The 18,867-nt window shown below is 68.5% G+C and carries 17 protein-coding genes; 9 read left to right on the forward strand and 8 right to left on the reverse strand.

Going from position 1 to position 18,867, the window contains the following annotated elements; all coding sequences use genetic code 11:
- Nucleotides 1–5: 5 nt before the first annotated feature.
- Together Q0672_RS09370 and Q0672_RS09375 are read left to right on the forward strand one after the other, a co-directional pair.
- The gene (locus Q0672_RS09370; RefSeq protein ID WP_298621733.1) at nt 6–275 is read left to right on the forward strand and encodes a cytochrome C oxidase subunit IV family protein; all 270 of its coding nucleotides are present in this window, start codon (nt 6–8) and stop codon (nt 273–275) included.
- A gap of 118 nt (nt 276–393) precedes the next feature.
- Complete coding sequence (locus tag Q0672_RS09375; protein WP_153161586.1) at nt 394–762, forward strand: RNA-binding protein; 369 nt, start codon at nt 394–396, stop codon at nt 760–762.
- A 79-nt stretch (nt 763–841) separates the two neighbouring features.
- Here the strand turns inward: Q0672_RS09375 and recJ are convergent, their stop codons facing one another.
- The 3 genes from recJ to Q0672_RS09390 all read right to left on the reverse strand — a co-directional run bounded on the left by recJ (nt 842) and on the right by Q0672_RS09390 (nt 5,177).
- Nucleotides 842–2,533: a single-stranded-DNA-specific exonuclease RecJ gene (gene recJ, locus Q0672_RS09380; protein ID WP_153161587.1), complete on the reverse strand. Its 1,692-nt coding sequence runs from the start codon at nt 2,531–2,533 to the stop codon at nt 842–844.
- Entirely contained in the window at nt 2,530–3,555 is a 1,026-nt protein-coding gene (locus tag Q0672_RS09385) for a hypothetical protein (protein ID WP_298621734.1), read from the reverse strand. Before Q0672_RS09385 ends, recJ begins: the two co-directional genes overlap by 4 nt.
- A gap of 176 nt (nt 3,556–3,731) precedes the next feature.
- On the reverse strand, nt 3,732–5,177 hold the full coding sequence (locus Q0672_RS09390; RefSeq protein ID WP_298621735.1) for an SH3 domain-containing protein: 1,446 nt from the start codon (nt 5,175–5,177) through the stop codon (nt 3,732–3,734).
- A gap of 188 nt (nt 5,178–5,365) precedes the next feature.
- Between Q0672_RS09390 and Q0672_RS09395 the strand changes: the two genes are divergently transcribed.
- The 3 genes from Q0672_RS09395 (at nt 5,366) to Q0672_RS09405 (ending at nt 9,489) form a co-directional block, all read left to right on the forward strand.
- Nucleotides 5,366–6,619 carry a lipoprotein-releasing ABC transporter permease subunit gene (locus tag Q0672_RS09395; protein WP_298621736.1) on the forward strand — a complete coding sequence of 418 codons (1,254 nt, stop codon included), beginning with the start codon at nt 5,366–5,368 and terminating at the stop codon, nt 6,617–6,619.
- Nucleotides 6,612–7,295 (forward strand): lipoprotein-releasing ABC transporter ATP-binding protein LolD, encoded by a 684-nt coding sequence (gene lolD / locus Q0672_RS09400; RefSeq protein ID WP_298621737.1) that lies wholly within the window; start codon nt 6,612–6,614, stop codon nt 7,293–7,295. The genes Q0672_RS09395 and lolD overlap by 8 nt, the downstream gene beginning before the upstream one ends.
- A 172-nt stretch (nt 7,296–7,467) precedes the next feature.
- Nucleotides 7,468–9,489 (forward strand): methyl-accepting chemotaxis protein, encoded by a 2,022-nt coding sequence (locus tag Q0672_RS09405; protein ID WP_298621738.1) that lies wholly within the window; start codon nt 7,468–7,470, stop codon nt 9,487–9,489.
- A 79-nt stretch (nt 9,490–9,568) separates the two neighbouring features.
- Here Q0672_RS09405 and Q0672_RS09410 read toward each other — a convergent pair whose 3' ends face one another.
- Together Q0672_RS09410 and Q0672_RS09415 are read right to left on the reverse strand one after the other, a co-directional pair.
- The gene (locus Q0672_RS09410; RefSeq protein WP_228111879.1) at nt 9,569–10,675 is read right to left on the reverse strand and encodes a TrkA family potassium uptake protein; all 1,107 of its coding nucleotides are present in this window, start codon (nt 10,673–10,675) and stop codon (nt 9,569–9,571) included.
- On the reverse strand, nt 10,672–11,211 hold the full coding sequence (locus Q0672_RS09415; protein ID WP_298621739.1) for a DUF2062 domain-containing protein: 540 nt from the start codon (nt 11,209–11,211) through the stop codon (nt 10,672–10,674). Before Q0672_RS09415 ends, Q0672_RS09410 begins: the two co-directional genes overlap by 4 nt.
- A gap of 116 nt (nt 11,212–11,327) precedes the next feature.
- On the opposite strand from Q0672_RS09415, the gene Q0672_RS09420 reads away from it, so the two are divergent.
- The 3 genes from Q0672_RS09420 to Q0672_RS09430 are packed head-to-tail and all read left to right on the forward strand — an operon-like array spanning nt 11,328 to nt 15,365.
- Nucleotides 11,328–13,670, forward strand: a complete 2,343-nt coding sequence (locus Q0672_RS09420) for a DNA internalization-related competence protein ComEC/Rec2 (protein WP_298621740.1) — start codon at nt 11,328–11,330, stop codon at nt 13,668–13,670.
- A 58-nt stretch (nt 13,671–13,728) separates the two neighbouring features.
- A complete protein-coding gene (locus Q0672_RS09425; protein WP_298621741.1) occupies nt 13,729–14,682 on the forward strand; it encodes an alpha/beta hydrolase in 954 nt (317 codons plus the stop codon).
- Nucleotides 14,679–15,365, forward strand: coding sequence for a DUF599 domain-containing protein (locus Q0672_RS09430; protein ID WP_284188723.1), 687 nt, complete (start codon nt 14,679–14,681; stop codon nt 15,363–15,365). The genes Q0672_RS09425 and Q0672_RS09430 overlap by 4 nt, the downstream gene beginning before the upstream one ends.
- Before the next feature lie 50 nt (nt 15,366–15,415).
- Here the strand turns inward: Q0672_RS09430 and msrB are convergent, their stop codons facing one another.
- The 3 genes from msrB to Q0672_RS09445 all read right to left on the reverse strand — a co-directional run bounded on the left by msrB (nt 15,416) and on the right by Q0672_RS09445 (nt 17,975).
- Complete coding sequence (msrB, locus tag Q0672_RS09435; protein ID WP_298621742.1) at nt 15,416–15,820, reverse strand: peptide-methionine (R)-S-oxide reductase MsrB; 405 nt, start codon at nt 15,818–15,820, stop codon at nt 15,416–15,418.
- Between the two features lie 59 nt (nt 15,821–15,879).
- Nucleotides 15,880–17,049, reverse strand: coding sequence for a DUF2863 family protein (locus Q0672_RS09440; protein WP_153161600.1), 1,170 nt, complete (start codon nt 17,047–17,049; stop codon nt 15,880–15,882).
- A 101-nt stretch (nt 17,050–17,150) separates the two neighbouring features.
- On the reverse strand, nt 17,151–17,975 hold the full coding sequence (locus Q0672_RS09445) for a pyruvate, water dikinase regulatory protein (protein ID WP_153161601.1): 825 nt from the start codon (nt 17,973–17,975) through the stop codon (nt 17,151–17,153).
- A gap of 228 nt (nt 17,976–18,203) precedes the next feature.
- Between Q0672_RS09445 and Q0672_RS09450 the strand changes: the two genes are divergently transcribed.
- Nucleotides 18,204–18,867, forward strand: a 664-nt coding sequence (locus Q0672_RS09450) for a PEP/pyruvate-binding domain-containing protein (RefSeq protein ID WP_298621743.1), incomplete at its 3' end; no start/stop codon positions are given.

Consider the following 18,867-nt stretch of genomic DNA (forward strand, 5'->3'; position numbering starts at 1 on the left):
AGGCGATGACGACGCGTACATCCCCCGAACGGCAGGCCACGCGGGTGTGGCTGGGCCTGGTGGCGCTCACCCTCGGCAGCGCCTGGCTGGGCGAGAGCGCGGCCTCGGCGATGGTGCTGGCCGCGGTGGTGGCCGGCATCGTGGCGGTGAAGGGCCTGCTGGTGATCCGTCACTACATGGGGCTCACCGAGGTCGGCTCGCGGCTGCGTCTGGTGATGCGGCTGTACTTCGTGGTGGTGCCGGCGTTGATCCTGCTTGCCGGCAGCCTCGCCTGAGCTGCGCGTCAGGCCTTGTTGCCGCATTACAAAAATATTCGACGCGACTGGAATGCCTTGCTATTGTGTGAGTGAGCGACCATCTTCCGGGCCGCCTTTCTCTCATGGAGCGCGTCAATTGGGTACCAAGCTTTACGTAGGCAATCTGCCTTACAGCGTCGACAAGGCCCGTCTCGAAGAACTGTTTGGCGAGTACGGCAACGTGACCTCTGCTCAGGTGATCATGGATCGTGAAACCGGCCGCTCAAAAGGCTTTGGTTTCATTGAGATGGGGTCGGATCAGGAAGCCCAGGGCGCGATTTCCGGTCTGAACGGCAAGAACATCGACGGCCGCAATCTGACCGTCAATGAAGCCCGCCCGCAGGAGCCCCGTACCGGCGGCTTCGGCGGTCCGCGGCGTGGTCCGGGCAGCGGTGGTCCTGGCGGCGGTGGCCGTCGTGGCCCCGGTGGTGGTGGCTATGGCGGTGGCGGCGGTGGCCGTTACTGATCAGGTCGCTTCGATCGGCTGATCGAACAATCAACAAACCCCGCTCCGGCGGGGTTTTGTGCGTTTACGCGGCCATGATTTACGCGGCCTCGAAATGCTCGAGCATCAGCTGGATGCTCGACACCCCGTTGTATTCATTCACCGCCAGCCGGAAGGCCGCGTGGATCGACGGCGCGGCGGCGTCGGCGTGGTTGAACTGGATCGCCTCGAGCCGGGTGTTGCCCTTCTTGAGCTGCAGTTTGAGGTGCTTGTCCTTCAGAACGCGCTGGTTCTCGACCCGGAAGACGTCGTCGAAGACCGGCGCGGCAAAGCCCTGGCCCCAGATCTCGCGCTCCAGCAGGCGGGCGGTTTCGAGGTTGTAGAGGCTGTCTTCCAGCGCGCCGTCAGTCTCGAGGCTGCGGGTGAGGTTGGCCGGGTCGATGAGGCTGGTCACGATGCCCTCGAAAAGCTGCTCGAAGCGCGGCAGGTCGTCTTCGCGGATGGTGAGGCCGGCGGCCATCGCGTGGCCACCGAACTTGAGCACCAGCCCCGGCGCCTGCTTTGTGACGAGGTCCAGCGCGTCGCGCAGGTGCAGGCCGGGGATCGAGCGGCCGGAGCCCTTGAGCTCGCCGGGGTTGCCCCGGGCGAAGGCGATGGTCGGGCGGTGGAATTTCTCCTTGATGCGCCCGGCGAGGATGCCGATCACGCCCTGGTGCCAGTCGGGCTCGAAGAGCACGAGGCTGGAGCGGGCGCCCGGGTCGATGGCGTCGAGGTTGGCCATCGCGCCTTCCTGCATCTCGGCCTCGATGGCGCGGCGCTCGCGGTTGAGCTTGTCGAGCTCCTGGGCGATGTTGAGGGCGCGGCCCATGTCATCGGTGATGAGGCACTCGATGCCCAGCGACATGTCGGCCAGCCGGCCGGCGGCGTTGAGGCGCGGGCCGAGGGCGAAGCCCATGTCGAAAGTGGTGGCGCGGGCAGCGTCGCGGCCGGCGGCGGCAAACAGCGCGCGGATGCCCGGCTGCATGCGGTCGGCGCGGATGCGCTGGAGGCCCTGGGCGACCAGGATGCGGTTGTTGTGGTCGAGCTTGACCACGTCGGCGACGGTGCCCAGCGCCACGAGGTCGAGGAGATCGGCCAGGTTGGGCTCGGCCTTGCCCTCGAAAGCGCCCCGGTCGCGCAGCTCGGCCCGCAGCGCGAGCATGGTGTAGAACATCACGCCCACGCCGGCCAGGCTCTTGCTGGGGAATTCGCAGCCGGGCTGGTTGGGATTGACGATCACGTCGGCCTCGGGGAGCTCGTCGCCGGGCAGGTGGTGGTCGGTGATCACGGTGGCGATGCCGTGCTCGCGGGCGGCGGCGACGCCATCGACACTGGCGATGCCGTTATCCACGGTGATGAGCACGTCCGGCGCCATGGGCGCGGCGAGCTCGACGATGGCCGGCGTGAGGCCGTAGCCGTATTCGAAGCGGTTGGGTACCAGATAACCGACCTCGGCCCCGAACATGCGCAGCGCCCGGATGCCCACGGCGCAGGCGGTGGCGCCGTCGCAGTCGTAGTCGGCCACGATGAGCATCCGCGCGCCGGCCTCGATGGCGTCGGCGAGGAGCTCGGCCGCCTCGCGCACGCCCTTGAGCTGGGCCGGCGGGAGCATGGCCTTGAGGCTGTAGTCCAGTTCGTCCTTGCTCTGGATGCCGCGGGCGGCGTAGATGCGGGCGAGCAGCGGGTGCGTGCCGGCTTCGATCAGGCGGGTGACGGCGCGGGCCGGGGCCGGGCGGGGCAGGATGCGGGTCATGGCGTGGTGGAGGCGGGTTGCGGCGCCGTGGCGAGCACGGCGGCGAGGGTTTGGGGCTTGCGCCAGAACTTCCACAGGCTGCCGGCGGAGATCTCGAGCTCCAGGCAGTGCTTGTCGCTGGGGGCGCTGATGGTGAGCGTGCGGATGCGCTTGGCCTTGAGGGCGGCGAGGAGCGGTGCGAACCAGTGCTGCTCGAGCTGCTGCAGGGCGGCCTGCCAGGCGGCTGCATCCAGATGCAGGGCCGGGCGCTGGAGGCTGCTCACCACCGCAAAGCCGGTACCGTCGAGGTAGCGCTCGGTGGGCTCGGGATCAACCCCGGCGAAGCGGGCGAGGCCGCGGGCGAAGGGCGCGTCGGCCTGGATGCGCGGGGCGGGGGCCTGCAGGCGGACATCCGCGGGGCCGGCGCCCCACAGCCACACGCCGTTGATCACGCGCTGGCCGGCGGCTTCGCGGGCGGCGTTGACCGGGTGGTTGTAGAGCCACACTTCCAGCTCGTTCGACAGGCGCGCCCAGCGGGCGATGTCCTCGCCTTCGGGCATGAACAGCTGCACCGGCCGGCCATTGACGTCGGGCAGCGGGTGGAAGAACGGGCGCGGCTCGTCGGCGAGGGCGACGTACCAGCGATCCGGCGCGGGGGCCTCGAAGCGGCCGATGTCGGCGAAGGTGTCGTTGAGGCCGGCGATGAGCGTGGCGGTTTCGTCGGTGGTGATGCCGAGGCCCGAGGCGTCGGCCAGCAGGAGCTTGTCGCGGGAAAAGTGCAGGTGCACCGGGTCGCAGCACAGCCAGTGGGCGTCGGCCGCGGGCGGGGTTTCGCCGGCGCGGCGCAGGGCGGCGTAGGGCAGGCGGGCATCGTCCGCGCCGAAGCGGGCGGCGAGCCAGGTTTCGGGCGCGACGGCGGGTTGCCAGCTGGCGTGGGCGTGGCCCAGCAGCGCGGACAGCGCAGGCAGCGACAGGTCTCCGGCGGCGTGACTGGCACCGCTGCGGGGCCAGGCGAGGCCGGGCAGGACAAGGTGAAACTGCATGGGTGCGACGGCGTGGCGACCGGGCTGGCGAGCCCGGTCGGGGAATGTAAATTCGGGTGCCGAGTCTAGCACGGGCCGCCCGCCACCCGCGCCGCCCTCAAGGAAGCGCCGGGCCGTCCCAGGCTTCCTTGAGCCCTCATGGCGGGTGGGCTGGGCGAAGCCGGCCCTTGGGGCACTCAAGGGCTGATGGTGAGGTCGGCGATGGTCGAGCCGAAGGCCGTGGAGCACTGGCGGGCCTGGGCTGCGCCGAGGTTGCGGGTTTCGGCCCGCTGGCAGGTGAGACTGGTGTCGCCGCCGAGGATTTCGAGGGGCAGGTCGCGCAGGCTGCGGGCGTCGGCCGGCGCCGTCGCCACGTTGCCGGAGCCGCTGAAACCGGCCCGCATGAAGTTGCGCGGGCTGTCGCTGACGAGGGCCAGCAGGCGGACGTTGCCGCTGCCCATGTCGCGGGCCGCAAGGCTCAGGCTCTGGCTGCCGGTGAAGCGCTCGGCGGGGGCGGCGGGCGAGGGATGGAGCAGCACGAAGCCGTCGTCCCGGGCGGCGAGCAGGTAGAGCTGCCCGCCCTGGGGGCCGCTGACCGAGACGCGGATCGTCTCGCCGGCGCGATAGCTGCCGCGCAGGCCGGCGATCGTGACGTTGCGGCGCTCGCTGCGCTGGGCGTGGATCGCCTGCAGCAGCTTGCGGGGCGAGGCCGGCGTCGCCACGACGAGGCCGGGCGCGGGGGCGAGGGACGGATTGCCGCCGAGGGTGATGCGTCCGGCGCCGAGGGCGGCCTGGGCGCAGTGGCGCCAGTCTTCGCCGGTGGCGATGCCGGCGCTGGCGGTGAGCGGTGTGCGGCCGTCGAGGCAGTCGCGGAGGGCCTGGGTGGTGCCGCGAGGGCCGGAGAGGGTGAGGATGTTGCCGGTGGCTGCAGCGTTGATGGCGGGGGCCGGGCAGCGGCTGTCACCGGCGTCGGCCACCACCACCAGCTTGTCGGCCTTGCGGGCGAGGTTGCAGAGGAAGCCGCTGAATTCGGAAAGGGGCAGCGCGTCGCGGCCGGCGGTGGGGATGGCGTCGGCGCAGGGTGGGTTGCCGCCGGCGCCGGAGAGATGGATGAAGGCCCGGTCGTCGGTGCCGAGGCGTGCGTCGAGGGCGGCCAGGGCGCGGCGCAGGCCGTCGGCGTCGAGCTGCGCGGCGGGTGGCTGCTGGAGGTTGGCGTCCGGCACGCCCATCAGCCGGGCGATGGCGGCAGCGGCTTCGCCGTCGGCCCTGGCGCGGGCGGGATCGAGGCTGAGGAGCAGGGCGTGATTGGAGGCGCGGGGCGTGCTGCGGGGCACGAGGCGGGCGTCACTGCCGGGGCTGGGCTGACTGGCGCTGGCGGCGGCCGGCGCAGGCGTGTCGAGCTGCAGGCTCTGGCGGGGCAGCCAGCCGCTGCGGCCGCCGTCGGCTTCGACCCGATACCAGTCGCGGCGCTCGTCGACGATGCGCACCGTGGCAAGGCGATGGACGGCGCCCACGACCGCCGCGTAGGGGGTTGGATCGGCGCGGAGCTTTTCGGGCGCGGTGAGGGTGGCCGTGTCGGCGGCAAGGCCCGCCATCGAGGCCAGACACAGGGACAGGAAGATCGCGGGCTTGCTGAGGCGCATGGCGGCTGGCCGATGATGTTGGGCTGACGGGAGCTTACGGCAGTCGGCGAGGGCTTGGCAAAAGCGACCGGTGGGCGGCAGCGCACGGCGTCACGGTGGCGGGGCGGATGGCGCCTCTCGTTCAAATCGGATATCTGCGGCACAATGCGCCCCTGCGCCGGGTGCCGGCGTTTCTGGTTCCATTGCCGATGTCTTATGAATTCCTGGTCGGCCTGCGCTACACCCGCTCCAAGCGGCGGGCGCAGGGCCGCAATCGATTTATCTCCTTCATTTCGCTGGTCTCGATGCTGGGCATCGCCCTCGGCGTGGCGGCGTTGATCGTCGTGCTGTCCGTGATGAACGGCTTCCAGCGCGAGCTGCGCACGCGCATCCTGGGCGTGGCGTCCCACGTGCAGGTGAGCGGCTACGACGGCGAGCTTGCCAACTGGCAGCGCATCGCCGACGAGGCGGCGAAGCACCCGCGCGTGCGGGCGGTGGCGCCTTTCGTGCAGGCCCAGGGCATGCTGTCCTTCGACCAGACCGTGCGCGGCACGCTGGTGCGCGGCATCCTGCCCGACGCCGAGGACAAGGTGGCGGAGTTTGCCAAGCACATGCGCTTCGGCCAGCTCGACGACCTGCGTGCCGGCGAGTTCGGCATCGTGCTGGGGGCGGATCTGGCCCGGGCGCTGCGGGTGTCCACGGGTGAGAAGGTGACGCTGATCGCGCCCCAGGGGCTGGTGACGCCGGCGGCGATCCTGCCGCGGGTCAAGCAGTTCAAGGTGGTGGGCATCTTTGAAGTGGGGATGTACGAATACGACTCCAGCCTGGCGCTGGTGCATCTGCAGGACGCCCAGACGCTGTACCGCATGGAAGACCGGGTGAGCGGCGTGCGTCTCAAGCTCGACGATCTCTTCGAGGCGCCGCGGGTGGCGCGGGAGCTGCCGCGCTATCTGGACGCCGACACGATGGTGTCGGACTGGACGCGCAGTCACGCCAACTTCTTCCGCGCGGTGCAGATCGAGAAGAACGTGATGTTCATCATCCTGCTGCTGATCGTCGCGGTGGCGGCCTTCAACATCGTGTCGACGCTGGTGATGGCGGTGCAGGACAAGCAGGCCGACATCGCCATCCTGCGCACGCTGGGGGCGAGCCCGGGTTCGATCATGGGCATCTTCGTGATCCAGGGCGCGCTGATCGGCTTCATCGGGCTCGGTCTGGGTGTGGCGGCTGGTGTGGCGCTGGCGCTCAACATCGACGTGGTGGTGCCGGCCATCGAGCAGTTCTTTGGCGTGCAGTTCCTGGCCAAGGACGTCTATTACATCTCCGACCTGCCGTCCGAGCTGCTGTGGTCCGACGTGATCGCGATCACCGTGGTGTCCTTCGTGCTGACCCTCGTGGCGACGCTCTACCCGAGCTGGCGGGCGTCGCGTCTCAACCCTGCGGAGGCCCTGCGCTATGAGTGATGCCGTGATCGAATGCCGTGGGCTGTCCAAGTCCTTCCGCGAAGGCGTGGACGCGGTCGAGGTGCTGCGCGGCGTGACCATGTCGGTGGCGCCGGGCGAGCGGGTGGCGGTGGTGGGTTCGTCGGGCTCCGGCAAGAGCACGCTGCTCCATCTGCTGGGCGGGCTGGACGTGCCGTCGGCGGGTGAGGTGAAGCTGCTGGGGCGGGATTTCTCGACGATCTCGGATGCTGAGCGCGGTCGCCTGCGCAACGAGTCGCTGGGCTTCATCTACCAGTTTCATCACCTGTTGGCCGAGTTCTCGGCCGTCGAGAACGTGGCGATGCCGCTCTTCGTGCGGCGCATGCCCAAGGACGAGGCCCTGGCCCGGGCTGCCGAAACCCTCAAGGCGGTGGGCCTGGGGCATCGGCTCGATCACACGCCGGGCGAGCTCTCCGGCGGTGAACGCCAGCGGGCGGCCATCGCCCGGGCGCTGGTGACCAAGCCGGCCTGCGTGCTGGCCGACGAGCCCACCGGCAACCTGGATCGCCAGACCGCCGAGAAGGTGTTTGCGCTGATGCTGGAGCTCGCCGAACAGCAGGGCACGGGCTTCGTGATCGTCACCCATGATCCGCAACTGGCTGCCCGGGCGAGCCGCGTACTGCGTCTGCAGGACGGGGTGCTCGAATACGGTGCGTGACCGGTGAGACAGTCGGATGCGAGGTGGAAATCGTGATAGCCCGCCGGCTGGCTGCGCATGGTTTTTCAGATAACCATTATTTAATTAGGGTTTCTTAAGTTTACGGGCGGGGGTGTCGATATATGCGCACCCGGGCCCGTGGTGGTCCCGGCGGCGATTTACCGGAGACACCATGAACGCACTATTCGCCCCCGCGGTTGCTCTGCTCAACCGCATGCGCTACCCCAAGAAATTTGCCCTGCTCGGGGTGATCGCGCTGCTGGTGATTGGAACCCTGCTGGCCCAGCTTGCCCTGACCCTTCGCGAGAACATCGACTTCGCCGAGAGGGAGGTCGAGGCGCTGGGAGTGGTACCGCGTCTGCTCAAGGTGATTCAGACGAGCCAGCAGCACCGGGGGCTGTCCTCCGGCCTGCTCAATGGCAACGAAGACATGCGCGCGCCGCTGCAGAAGAAGACCGCCGACGTGGCGGCCGCCTTCAAGGCTGCAGACGAAGCCTTTGCCGGCATGTCGGCCCGATCGGCCGTCAAACGCTGGCCGGATGCGCGCAAGGACTGGTCGGCCCTGGAGTCGGGCGGCCTGCAGATGAAGCCGCGGGACAACCTGCTTGCCCACACCGCCCTGATCCGCAAGGTCATGCTCACGCTGCATGACCTGGGCGACGACGGCAACCTGACCCTCGACCCGTCGGCCGACACCTACTACCTGATCGACAACGTGGTCCGCCGGGTGCCGGATGTTTCGGAACGCCTCGGCCGCCTGCGCGCGATGGGGACCGGCGTGCTCGCCGCGAAGGCCCTGGACGATCAGCGGCGCTTCGACATCAGCACCCAGCTGGGCGAGCTGAACATGACCCTGGCGGATTTCAACGAGAACCTCGATCGGGCGGCGGTGGCCAATCCGGCGCTCCGCGGCTCCCTCGAGAAGCTCGGCAAGGAGTTCAACGCCGTCGCCTCGCAGGTCATCAATGCGCTGCAGGAGCGCATCCTGAAGGGCGATTTCGAAATGGCGCCCAAGGCGTATTTTGATCTCGTCACCCAGGCCATCGACATGACCTACGCCAAGACCTACGACGAGCTCATTCCGTCGGTGGATGCGCTGCTGAAGGCGCGTATCGCCGCCCACCAGCGTGCCTTCACCATCGACGCGGTCATCGCGGGGGCGGCCCTGCTGCTGCTGCTTTATCTGTCCGCCGGCTTCTGTGTGGCGGTGTTGCAGTCGGTCAATGAGCTCAAGTCCGGCGCCCAGGCGCTCGCCAACTGCGATCTGCGCTCGCGCATCGAGTTCTCCGCGCAGGACGAACTGCGTCTGGTGGCCGACCAGTTCAACGAAATGGCCCAGGCGGTGGCGGTAGTGATCGGCAAGGTGCAGGGCGGCGCCAACGATGTGGCGAAGGCCGCCGAGGTGCTGGCCCATTCGGCGTCGCAGGTTTCGTCGGGCTCCGAGCAGCAGAGCAGTGCGGCCTCCAGCATGGCGGCGGCGGTCGAGGAGATGACGGTGGGGATCGAGGAGATCGCCAGCAGCGCATCCGAGGCCGAAGGCATCTCGTCGTCGTCGGGCCGGCTGTCGTCGGAAGGCGGCGCGGTGGTTGCCCGGACGGTGACCGAGATGGAGCGCATTGCCAGTTCGGTGCGCGATTCGGCCCAGGTGATCCAGCAGCTCGGCGACCAATCCACCCAGATCTCGGCCATCGTCAATTCGATCAAGGAAATCGCCGACCAGACCAACCTGCTGGCCCTCAACGCCGCCATCGAGGCGGCCCGGGCCGGTGAGAGCGGCCGCGGCTTTGCGGTGGTGGCCGACGAGGTGCGCAAGCTGGCCGAGCGTACCGCCAAGGCCACGGGCGAGATCACCGGCATGGTGGTGTCGATCCAGAACGGCACCGAAAAGGCCGTGGCGACCATGCAGGATGGCGTGACCCGGGTGCAGGATGGCGTCGTGCTGGCCGGTCAGGCCGGTAACGCAATGAACCAGATCCACGCCGGCGCCACCCAGGTGGTGGGCGCGGTCGCCGACATCTCCGCCGCGCTGCGGGAACAGGGGGCTGCGAGCACCGAGATCGCCCGCAACGTGGAGCGCATCGCCCAGATGGCCGAGCAGAACAGCGCCGCGGTGCGCGATACCGCCAACACCGCCCATCGTCTGGAAGGGCTGGCCCAGCAGCTGCGGGCCGAGGTGTCTCACTTCCAGATCTGATCGCCGGGCTTCGGCCCGAAACGGAAACGCCCCGGTGTGCGACGCTGCATGCCGGGGCGTTTCTGTTTGTGGGGCCGGTTCAGTCGGGCAGCAGCGCGCTTTCGAGTTCCTGCCGGCCCAGCGGTGAGGCCATCGCGATGACCAGCTGGCCTGGAGCCAGCATGAATTCCTTGGTCGGATTGAAGACCACTTCGCCATCCTTGCGCACCGCCAGCAGCACGTAGTTGGGGCTGCGCAGGCGCAGGGTATCCAGCGCGCGGGGCTCGAAGTTGTCGGGCACGCGGATCTCTTCCAGGCGCAGCTTGAGTTCGGAGCGCAGCATTTCGTCGAGGAAGGACACCACGTGGGGGCGGATCATGCTGGAAGCGATCCGCATGCCGCCGGTGAAATCCGGCGAGATCACGCTGTCGGCGCCGGCCTTGCGGAGCTTCTCGGCGTTGCGCACCTCGTGGCAGCGGGCAACGATCCGGATGCTGGGGTTGAGCTGCTTGGCGGTGAACACGATCATCAGGTTGCGGCTGTCGTCGCCGGTGACGGCAAATACGCCCTGGGCATCCATGATGCCGGCCGATATCAGCAGATCGTCGTCGCTGGCGTCGCCACCCAGATAAACCAGGCCGGGCAGACGTTCCCGCTGGGCTTCCATGGCCGCCTCGTCGGCGTCGATGGCCACGTAGTGGCGATGGGTGGTGGTGAGCTCGTTGGCCACGTTGCGGCCGACCCGGCCGAAACCGCAGATGATGTAGTGGCCGTGGAGCTTGCGAATCTGCTTTTCCATGCGTCGTCTCCGCAGGGTGTAATCGAGGTCGCTTTCGAGGAAGAAAACGGTCAGGCTGGTAAAGAGGAAGGTCACGGCGCCAAAGCCGGCCAGGGCGATGAGGCCGGCGAAAAGGCGTTCGGCAAAGCCGTCGATCTGCACGACTTCGCCATAGCCCACCGTGGTGACGGTGATGATCGTCATGTAGAAGGCGTCGGAGAAGCTCGCATTGTCGCCGCCAGCGTAATAGAAGCCGGCGGTGCCGACGGCCATCAGCGCGACCAGGAAGCCGGCGGCGAAGTAGATGCGCAGCAGGATGCGCGGCAGCTGGCTGGTGCGCCGGCCGTTGGGCGTGACTGCAACGGCCTTCGGGCGCCGCCGGAGGTGCAGCAGGCGGCGCAGCAGGGCGATGAGATAGGCGATCTTCAAGTCAGACTGTTCCGGCGCTTGCGCCACTGGTGGATGAGATAACTGCGCCAGGCGACGCGGGTCAGCAGGTAGCCGGCGAGCGACAGCCCCGAGGCCAGCACCACCAGCCCGAGAAAGAGCGGCTTGCCGAGCCCGGCGACCCACGCCAGCAGCGCGTCGAGCCAGCTGGCCAAGCTGCCTGCGCCCCATTCGGGCGGCGCGGTGAAGTGGCCGGCACCGGGCCCGAGAATCCACTCGCCGATGGCAAAGGCCGCCACGTAAAGGGGCAGGATGGTTAACGGGTTCGTGTAGAGGGTTGTGAAGAGCGCCAGCGGAAGATTGACGCGAAAAACCATGCAGCACAGCGCCGCGCCGAGCATCTGGAAGGGGCCGGGAATCAGCCCGCAGAACATGCCGACCGCCACCGCGCCCGCCGCGGAGTGGCGGTTGAGGTGCCACAGGCGGGGGTGGAACAGGGTCGATCCAAAGGGCGCAAGCCAGCGGTTGGCGGCGAGCGTCTCGTGGTCCGGCAGGTAGCGCTTGAGCAGTCGTCGCATGTCTTTGTGGTCATCGCCGAACGATGATGACCTTGTCTCCATCAGGGATTCTAACCAACTCGCCCCGAGTTGGCGTCGGCCGCACGGCACGCCCGTTTTCGGCTAGATTCCGGGTTATGGGAATTATCGTTGTGGCATTTGCGGCTGGCATTCTGGCGTGCCAGCTCGGGGCGGCGCTGCCGTCGCCGCTTGAAATGGGCAGCGCGCTGGGCGTGGGCCTGCTTTTGGGCGTGCTGGCGTGGCGCCTTTCGGCGCGCGGCGTCGTTCGTGGGCTGTTGCTGGCGATGGCGGGCGCGGCGATCGGTTGGAGTTACGCCGGCTGGCGGGCCGAGCTGCGGCTTGCCGACGCGCTGCCCGGCGAACTGGAAGGCCGCGATGTGCAGATGACCGGCGTGATCGCCAGTCTGCCCCAGGATTTCGAGCGCGGCCTGCGCTTCGTCTTTGCGGTGGAGGAGAGTGCGGCGCCGGTGCCGCGGCGTATCTCGCTGGCTTGGTACAAGGGTTATCGGGACGACGAGCTGCACAGCCTGCCCGAGATCCACGCCGGCGAGCGCTGGCAGCTCACGGTGCGCCTCAAGCGGCCCCACGGCAACGTCAATCCCCACGGTTTCGACTACGAGGGCTGGCTGCTCCAGCAGGGCATCCGGGCCACCGGCAGCGTGCGCCCGGCCGAGACCAACCGGCGGGTGGATGCCTTCGTGCCAGGCCTGATGAATGGCGTCGAGCGCCTGCGCGAAGGCTTGCGGGCGCGCTTCCAGGCCGCGTTGCCGGATGCGCCCTACGCTGGCGTGCTGGTGGCGCTGGCGGTGGGCGATCAGCGCGCGATTCCGCCGGCGTTATGGAAGGTGTTTGCGACGACCGGCATCTCCCATCTGGTGGCGATCAGCGGGCTGCACGTGACGATGGTGGCGGCGCTGTTTGCCGCCGGCGTGGGGGCGATCTGGCGCCGCACGCCGGCCCTGGCCCTGCGCTGGCCGGCCCAGCAGGCGGCGGTGACGGCGGGTTTTATCGCGGCGCTGGGTTATTGCCTGCTCGCCGGCTGGGGCGTGCCGGCTCAGCGCACGCTCTACATGCTCGGCTGCGTGGCGCTGGCGATCGGCCTGCGGCGCGAGACGGCGCCCGGCCGGGTGCTGGCGGTGGCCCTTGGCGTGGTGCTGGTGATCGACCCGTGGGCGGTGCTGGCGGCGGGTTTCTGGCTGTCGTTCGGGGCGGTTGCGCTGCTGTTCCTGGTGAGCAGCGGGCGGCTGGGGCAGGATGGCCGCATCCTTGGCGCCCTGCGCGCCCAGTGGGCGATCACGCTGGGGCTGCTGCCGGCCTTGCTGCTGCTCTTCCAGCAGTTTTCGGTGGTGTCGCCGCTCGCCAACGCGATCGCGATTCCGCTGGTGAGCTTCGTCGTCACGCCCCTGGCGCTGGCGTATGCGGTGTTTCCGCTGCAGATGTTCGCCGACCTGGCCCATGGTGCCTTCGCGCTGACGATGGTGCCGGTGCGCTGGCTGGCTGATCTCCCGTGGGCGGCCTGGCAGCAGGCGGCACCACCGCCGGCGCTGGCGGTGCTGGCCGCGCTCGGCTGCCTTTGGGCGCTGCTGCCCCGCGGCACGCCGGCCCGCTGGGTGGGGCTGGTGCCATTGGTCCCGCTGCTGCTGTGGTCGCCGGCCCGTCCGGCGCCGGGCGAGGCAAAGGTGGCGGTGCTGGATGTGGGGCAGGGGCTGGCGGTGCATGTGCAGACGGCCGGGCATGATCTGATCTTCGACACCGGCCCGGCGTTTTCGGCCGACGCCAACAGCGGCGAGCGCATCCTGCTGCCCTACCTGCGGGCGCTGGGTGTGCGCCGGCTCGACACGCTGGTGGTCACCCATCAGGACAACGACCACGCCGGTGGCGCTGAGGCAGTGCTCACCGGCCTGCCGGTGGGCGAGGTGCGCAGCTCGCTGCCGCCCAACCACCCGGCGCGGGTGATCGCCGGCCCGCGGGATGTGCCCTGCGCGGCCGGGCAGGGCTGGGATTGGGATGGCGTGCGCTTCAGGGTGCTCCACCCGGCCGAGGCGAGCGACGCGGTGCCGAAGAAGACCAACGACATCGCCTGCGTGCTGCAGGTGGAGGCGGGCGGTCGCAAGCTGCTGCTCACCTCCGACATCGAGGCGGTCTCCGAGGCGGCGCTGCTCGCCCGGGATGCCGACGCCCTCGCCAGCGACGTGGTGGTGGTGCCCCATCACGGCAGCCGCACTTCGTCGACCGCGGCCTTCGTGGCGGCGACCCGGCCGCGCTGGGCGATCTTTCCGGTGGGTTATCTCAACCGCTTCCGCCATCCCAACGGCGAGGTGTGGGCGCGGTGGGCGGCGTCGGGGGCGGGCATGCTGCGCACCGACGCAGGGGGCGCGATCCTGTTCACCCTGGGCGAGCCCGAGCCGCAACCCGTGGGCGCCCGGGCGCTTGCTCCGCGCTACTGGCACGGCCGCTGAAACCGGCGCGCCGCCGGCAGGTGCTATGCTTGGTGGTCTCGAATCTGCTTCAGTGACCATGAGCCTCCTCGCCGCCCTCCGCCAGCTTTTCAGTGCTCAGCCCGCGCCACCCGCGCCCATCGAACCCACCTCCGAACCGCCTGCGCCAACCTGGTTCGAGCCGCGCCAGCGCAGCGTGCAGTGCATCGGCGCCCACGGTTTTCACCGCATGGCCTACACCGAATGGGGCGACCCGGCCAATCCGCGGGTGCTGATGTGCGTTCATGGCCTCACCCGCAACGGGCGGGATTTCGACGACCTGGCCCGGGCGATGGCGCCGTATTACCGGGTGGTCTGCCCCGACGTGGTGGGGCGCGGCCAGAGTGGCTGGCTGGCGGTGAAGGATGATTACCAGCTGCCCACCTACGTGGCCGACATGATCACCCTCATCGCCCGCCTGAACGTGGAGACAGTGCATTGGGTGGGCACTTCGATGGGCGGGCTGATCGGCATGCTCGTCGCCAGCATGCCCGAGAACCCGATCCGCCGGCTGGTGCTCAACGACGTGGGCCCGGTGATCACCGTCAGCTCCCTGCGCCGCATCGGGCAGTACGTGGGCAACGCGCCGGTGTTCCCCAGCTTCGATGCGGCGGAGGCCTACATCCGCGAGGTGAGCGCGCCCTTCGGCCGGCTGACCGACGCCCAGTGGCGGCATCTCTCCGAAACCTCGGTGAAGCCGGTGGAGGGCGGCTGGGCGATGCGCTACGACCCGGGCATCGGCGAACCCTTCCGCAAGACGCCGCTGCTGGCGGACGTGGATCTGTGGCCGGTGTACGAAGCAATCAGCTGCCCGACGCTGGTGGTGCGCGGGGCTGAATCCGATCTGCTGCTGGCCGATACGGCCCGCCAGATGAGCACCCGTGGGCCGAAGGCGAGCCTCGTCGAGGTGCCGGATGTCGGCCACGCCCCCACGCTGATGGACCCGGCGCAGATCGCGCCGGTCCGTGATTTCCTGCTGGCGGGGCGCGCATGAGCGGTGGCTGGCTCGCGGCCTTCTCGTTGCCCGACTGGATCGCGCTGGGCTGGTTCCTGATGTGCTGGATCGGCTACGGCTGGGTGGTGGAGCACGGGAAGGGCGGCAGCACCCGGGGGCTGCTCGGTGCGAGCCACCATTTCCGCCTCGAGTGGGGCCGTCAGATGCTGCGGCGTGAGGTGCGGGTGGCCGATTCGGCACTGATCGGCAACCTGATGCAGAGCGTGTCGTTCTACGCCAACACCACCATCTACGTGATCGCCGGCCTGCTGGCGCTTCTCGGGGCGATGGACAAGCTCATCGATGCGGCGGCCGACCTGCCCTTTGCCCGCCACGTGTCGCGGGACGTGTGGGAGGTGAAGCTGCTCCTGCTGCTGACGATCTTCATCGTGGCGTACTTCAAGTTCACCTGGTCGCTGCGCCAGTTCAACATGCTGTCGATCCTGATCGGCGCGGCGCCGCCGCCGGGGGAGGGCACCGAGGAGTTCGCCCAGCGCTTTGCCCGCATCAACTCGCTCTCCGGCGACGAGTTCAACCGGGGCATCCGGGCGTATTACTTCGGGCTGGCGGCGGTGTCGTGGTTCGTTCAGCCGTGGCTGTTCTTTGCCACCACCAGCTGCATCGTGCTGGTGCTGTACCGGCGGGATTTCCGCTCGAAGACGCTGGACGCGATGCGCATCTGAAAAACAGAACAGCCCTTTGCGGGCTGTTCGGCTTTTGGGGCTTCGATCATTCAGTCGTCGCCGTCCTGCTCCAGCTTCACCGCCGCCGAGTTGATGCAGTAGCGCAGCCCGGTGGGGGCCGGGCCGTCTTCGAAGACGTGGCCCAGGTGGGCGCCGCAGTCGTGGCACAGCACCTCGGTGCGGAGCATGAAGTGGCTGCGGTCCTCGGCTTCCTCGACGTTTTCGGGCGCGGCCGGGGCGTAGAAGCTGGGCCAGCCGCAGCCCGAATCAAACTTGTGCTCGGACGAGAACAGGTCGGCGCCGCAGCACACGCAGCGGTACTGCCCTTGTTCGTGGCAATCCCAGTAGCGGCCGGTGAAGGCCCGCTCGGTACCCTTCTTGCGGGTCACTTCGAACTCTTCGGGGCTCAGCTGGGCGCGCCATTCGGCGTCGGTCTTTTCGATCTTTCGGCTCATGGCAGTCTCTCGGGTTGGGGGAAAACGAAACGGGCCGGTTGAAGCCGGCCCGCTGATGCTCAGTGCAGGTGCTTGGGCATCTGCTCGGCCTGCTCTTCGGGCAGTTCGGCATGTACCGCTTCGCCCTCGGGCGAGGGGTACATGGGTGCGCCGCAGTCGTCGCAGTATTCCATCGGAAACTCGTTGTCGAGCACCAGGATGTCGGCGATACCGCAGCTGCGCAGGGTCGATTCGATCTCGGCGAGGGTCTCGCTGCTCTCGTCCTCGGCGCCCAGCAGAGGCCACACCACGCCATGCACCACGTCGTTGCCGCCGCGGCGGGTGAAGCCGATGCGGAACTCCTCGACCTGGCGCTCGAAGAACGGGGCGACCACCGCCCGCAGGCCGGCCGCCGGCGTATCCAGCGTGGTGGACAGGAAGGCTACCGAGGCCTGGATCGAGTACGGGCGAGAAGCCTTGTCGGCCTCGCGGCTGGCGGCGAAGTAGGCGTTGGGCAGCACGACCTCGAAGGCGCAGCCGGTGAGCAGCGGGGCGACGCACGCGCCGCCCTGGGCACGCCACTGGTCCAGCGCCTGCTCGCGGGTGCAGTCTTCTTCCTGCCACCGGAAGATCGGCGCACCCTTGGGCACGATCACCGCGCCCAGCAGGTAGCGGTTGTCGGACAGGAACTGGGCCGTCTCGGGCAGGTTGTCGGTCTTGATGTGCAGGTCGGTGTCGGTGCCGGCGGCCTTGCCCAGGTGGGTGGCGAAGTCGGCGGTGGCGCAGTAGCCCTGGGGTAGCTGATCCGGGCTGAACAGGAAGTCGGCCAGCGCCAGCTTCACGTCCTTGGCCAGGATGTGGGCCTTGAGATGCACCCGCAGGTTGGCCATCACCGCGGCGGCGATGGGCGTGGCGGGGATGCGGTAGCGGCTCCAGGCCATCACCGGGCAGGCGATGAGGAGCACGTCGTGCTGGTCGTCGGACTTCAGCGCGCCTTCGGCCCGGGACTCGATCATGTCGGCGAGCTCGTCGTAGGCGTGGGCGCTGGCGGTGGAGAGGTGGTCGAGCGCGGTGTTGAGGGCGTCTTCGTCCTCGGCACGGAGCAGGGCATCCACGGCACCGGCGAGGCGCTGGTCCCAGAAGTGGTCTTCGGCACGGCTGCTGGATTCGGCCAGGCCGTTGGCGAGCCACAGGAGTTGTTCGGCGTCGCGGGGCAGTCCGCCACGGCGACCGAGTCGGTTACGTTTCATCGGGCTCTCCTTGTTGATTCAGAGGTTTGACCGCGCCGCGGGCGCCACGATCCCCGGCTGCCATCGGGCAGGCCGGGCGGGGCGCGCGGCGGTCTTTCCTTTTAGTAGGACTGCGGGTCGAGTCGGACTTCCTGCAGGATGATGGTGGAGATTTCTTCGATGGACTTGGCGGTGGAGTCGAGCCACTTGATGCCTTCGCGCTTCATCATGCGCTGGGCGGATTCGATCTCGTGCAGACAGTTTTCGAGGGACGCATAGCGGCTGTTGGGCCGGCGCTCCTGGCGGATCTGCGAGAGGCGATCCGGCCCGATGGTGAGGCCGAACAGCTTGCCGCGGTAGCGGGTGAGCTCGACCGGCAGGCGGTTGCGCTCGAAGTCTTCGGGGATCAGCGGGTAGTTGGCGGCCTTGATGCCGAACTGCATCGCCAGATAAAGGCTAGTGGGCGTCTTGCCGGAGCGGGACACGCCGACCAGGATCACGTCGGCCTCGGCCAGATCGGCGTGGGAGACGCCGTCGTCGTGGGCGAGGGTGAAGTTGATCGCCTCGATGCGTTTCTTGTAGTCCTGACTGTCGGCGATGCCGTGGAAGCGGCCGGCGGCGTGGGTGGAGCGCTGGCCCAGCTCGTTCTCGAGGGGCTCGATGAACTTCTCGAACAGGTCGAGGAACAGGGCGTCGGCCTCGCGCAGCGCGGCCACGGCGCTCGGATCGACCAGGGTGTTGAAGACGATCGGGCGGATGCCGCTTTCGATGGCCGCGTCCTTGATCCGCTGCACGCAGTCGCGGGCCTTGTCGGTGCTGTCGATGAACGGCAGGCGGTGGTTGCGGAAGCGGGTGTCGGGGAACTGGGCAAGCAGGCTGTGGCCGAGGGTTTCGGCGGTGATGCCGGTGCCGTCGGAGATGAAGAAAACGTGGCGGGTCTGGCTCATGGATGTGGCAGCAGAAATATACGGAATCGCGCGCGCGGCCTGTGCCGGGCAATGGAGCATCTTATCCCATTCCAGCCCCCGCAAGCCGGCGAAGTCGCCCCGGATCGGTGCGTGGCAGGCTGCACGCATTGGGATAAACCCTCAATGTGGCGCAGCAGCAAACCTCATACAATGCGCAGCAGAAAAGCATTCCAAATCTGTTTTCAATTTCTCCCAGGAAGATTTTTCATGGCCCGTAACGTCATTCCGTTCCAAGAACTCCGCATGACCGACGTCGAGCAGGTTGGCGGCAAGAACGCCTCCCTCGGCGAGATGATCAGCCAGCTGCCCGCCAGCGTGCGCGTGCCCGGCGGCTTTGCCACCACCGCCGACGCCTATCGCAAGTTCCTGTCCCATCAGGGCCTGGCCGACCGCATCAGCGCCGCCCTGGCGACCCTGGACGTGGATGACGTCGTGGCCCTCGCCAAGAACGGCGCCCAGATCCGCCAGTGGATCGTCGACACCCCCTTCCCGCCGGAACTCGAAGCCGAGATCAAGGCCGCCTACGAGCTGCTCACCGCCGAAGGTGATGGCAGCTTCGCCGTGCGCTCCTCCGCCACCGCCGAGGATCTGCCCGATGCGTCCTTCGCCGGCCAGCAGGAATCCTTCCTGAACATCCACGGCTACGAGAACATCCTGCACGCCATCAAGGAAGTGTTCGCGTCGCTGTACAACGACCGCGCCATCGCCTACCGCGTGCACAAGGGCTTCACCCACGCTGAAGTCGCCCTGTCTGCTGGCGTTCAGCGCATGGTCCGCTCCGACATCGGCGCCTCCGGCGTGATGTTCACGATGGACACCGAATCCGGCTTCGACGGCGTGGTGTTCATCACCGCCTCCTACGGCCTCGGCG

Source organism: uncultured Zoogloea sp. (assembly GCF_937894855.1).
In the GTDB taxonomy this organism is placed as follows: Bacteria; Pseudomonadota; Gammaproteobacteria; order Burkholderiales; family Rhodocyclaceae; genus Zoogloea; species Zoogloea oryzae.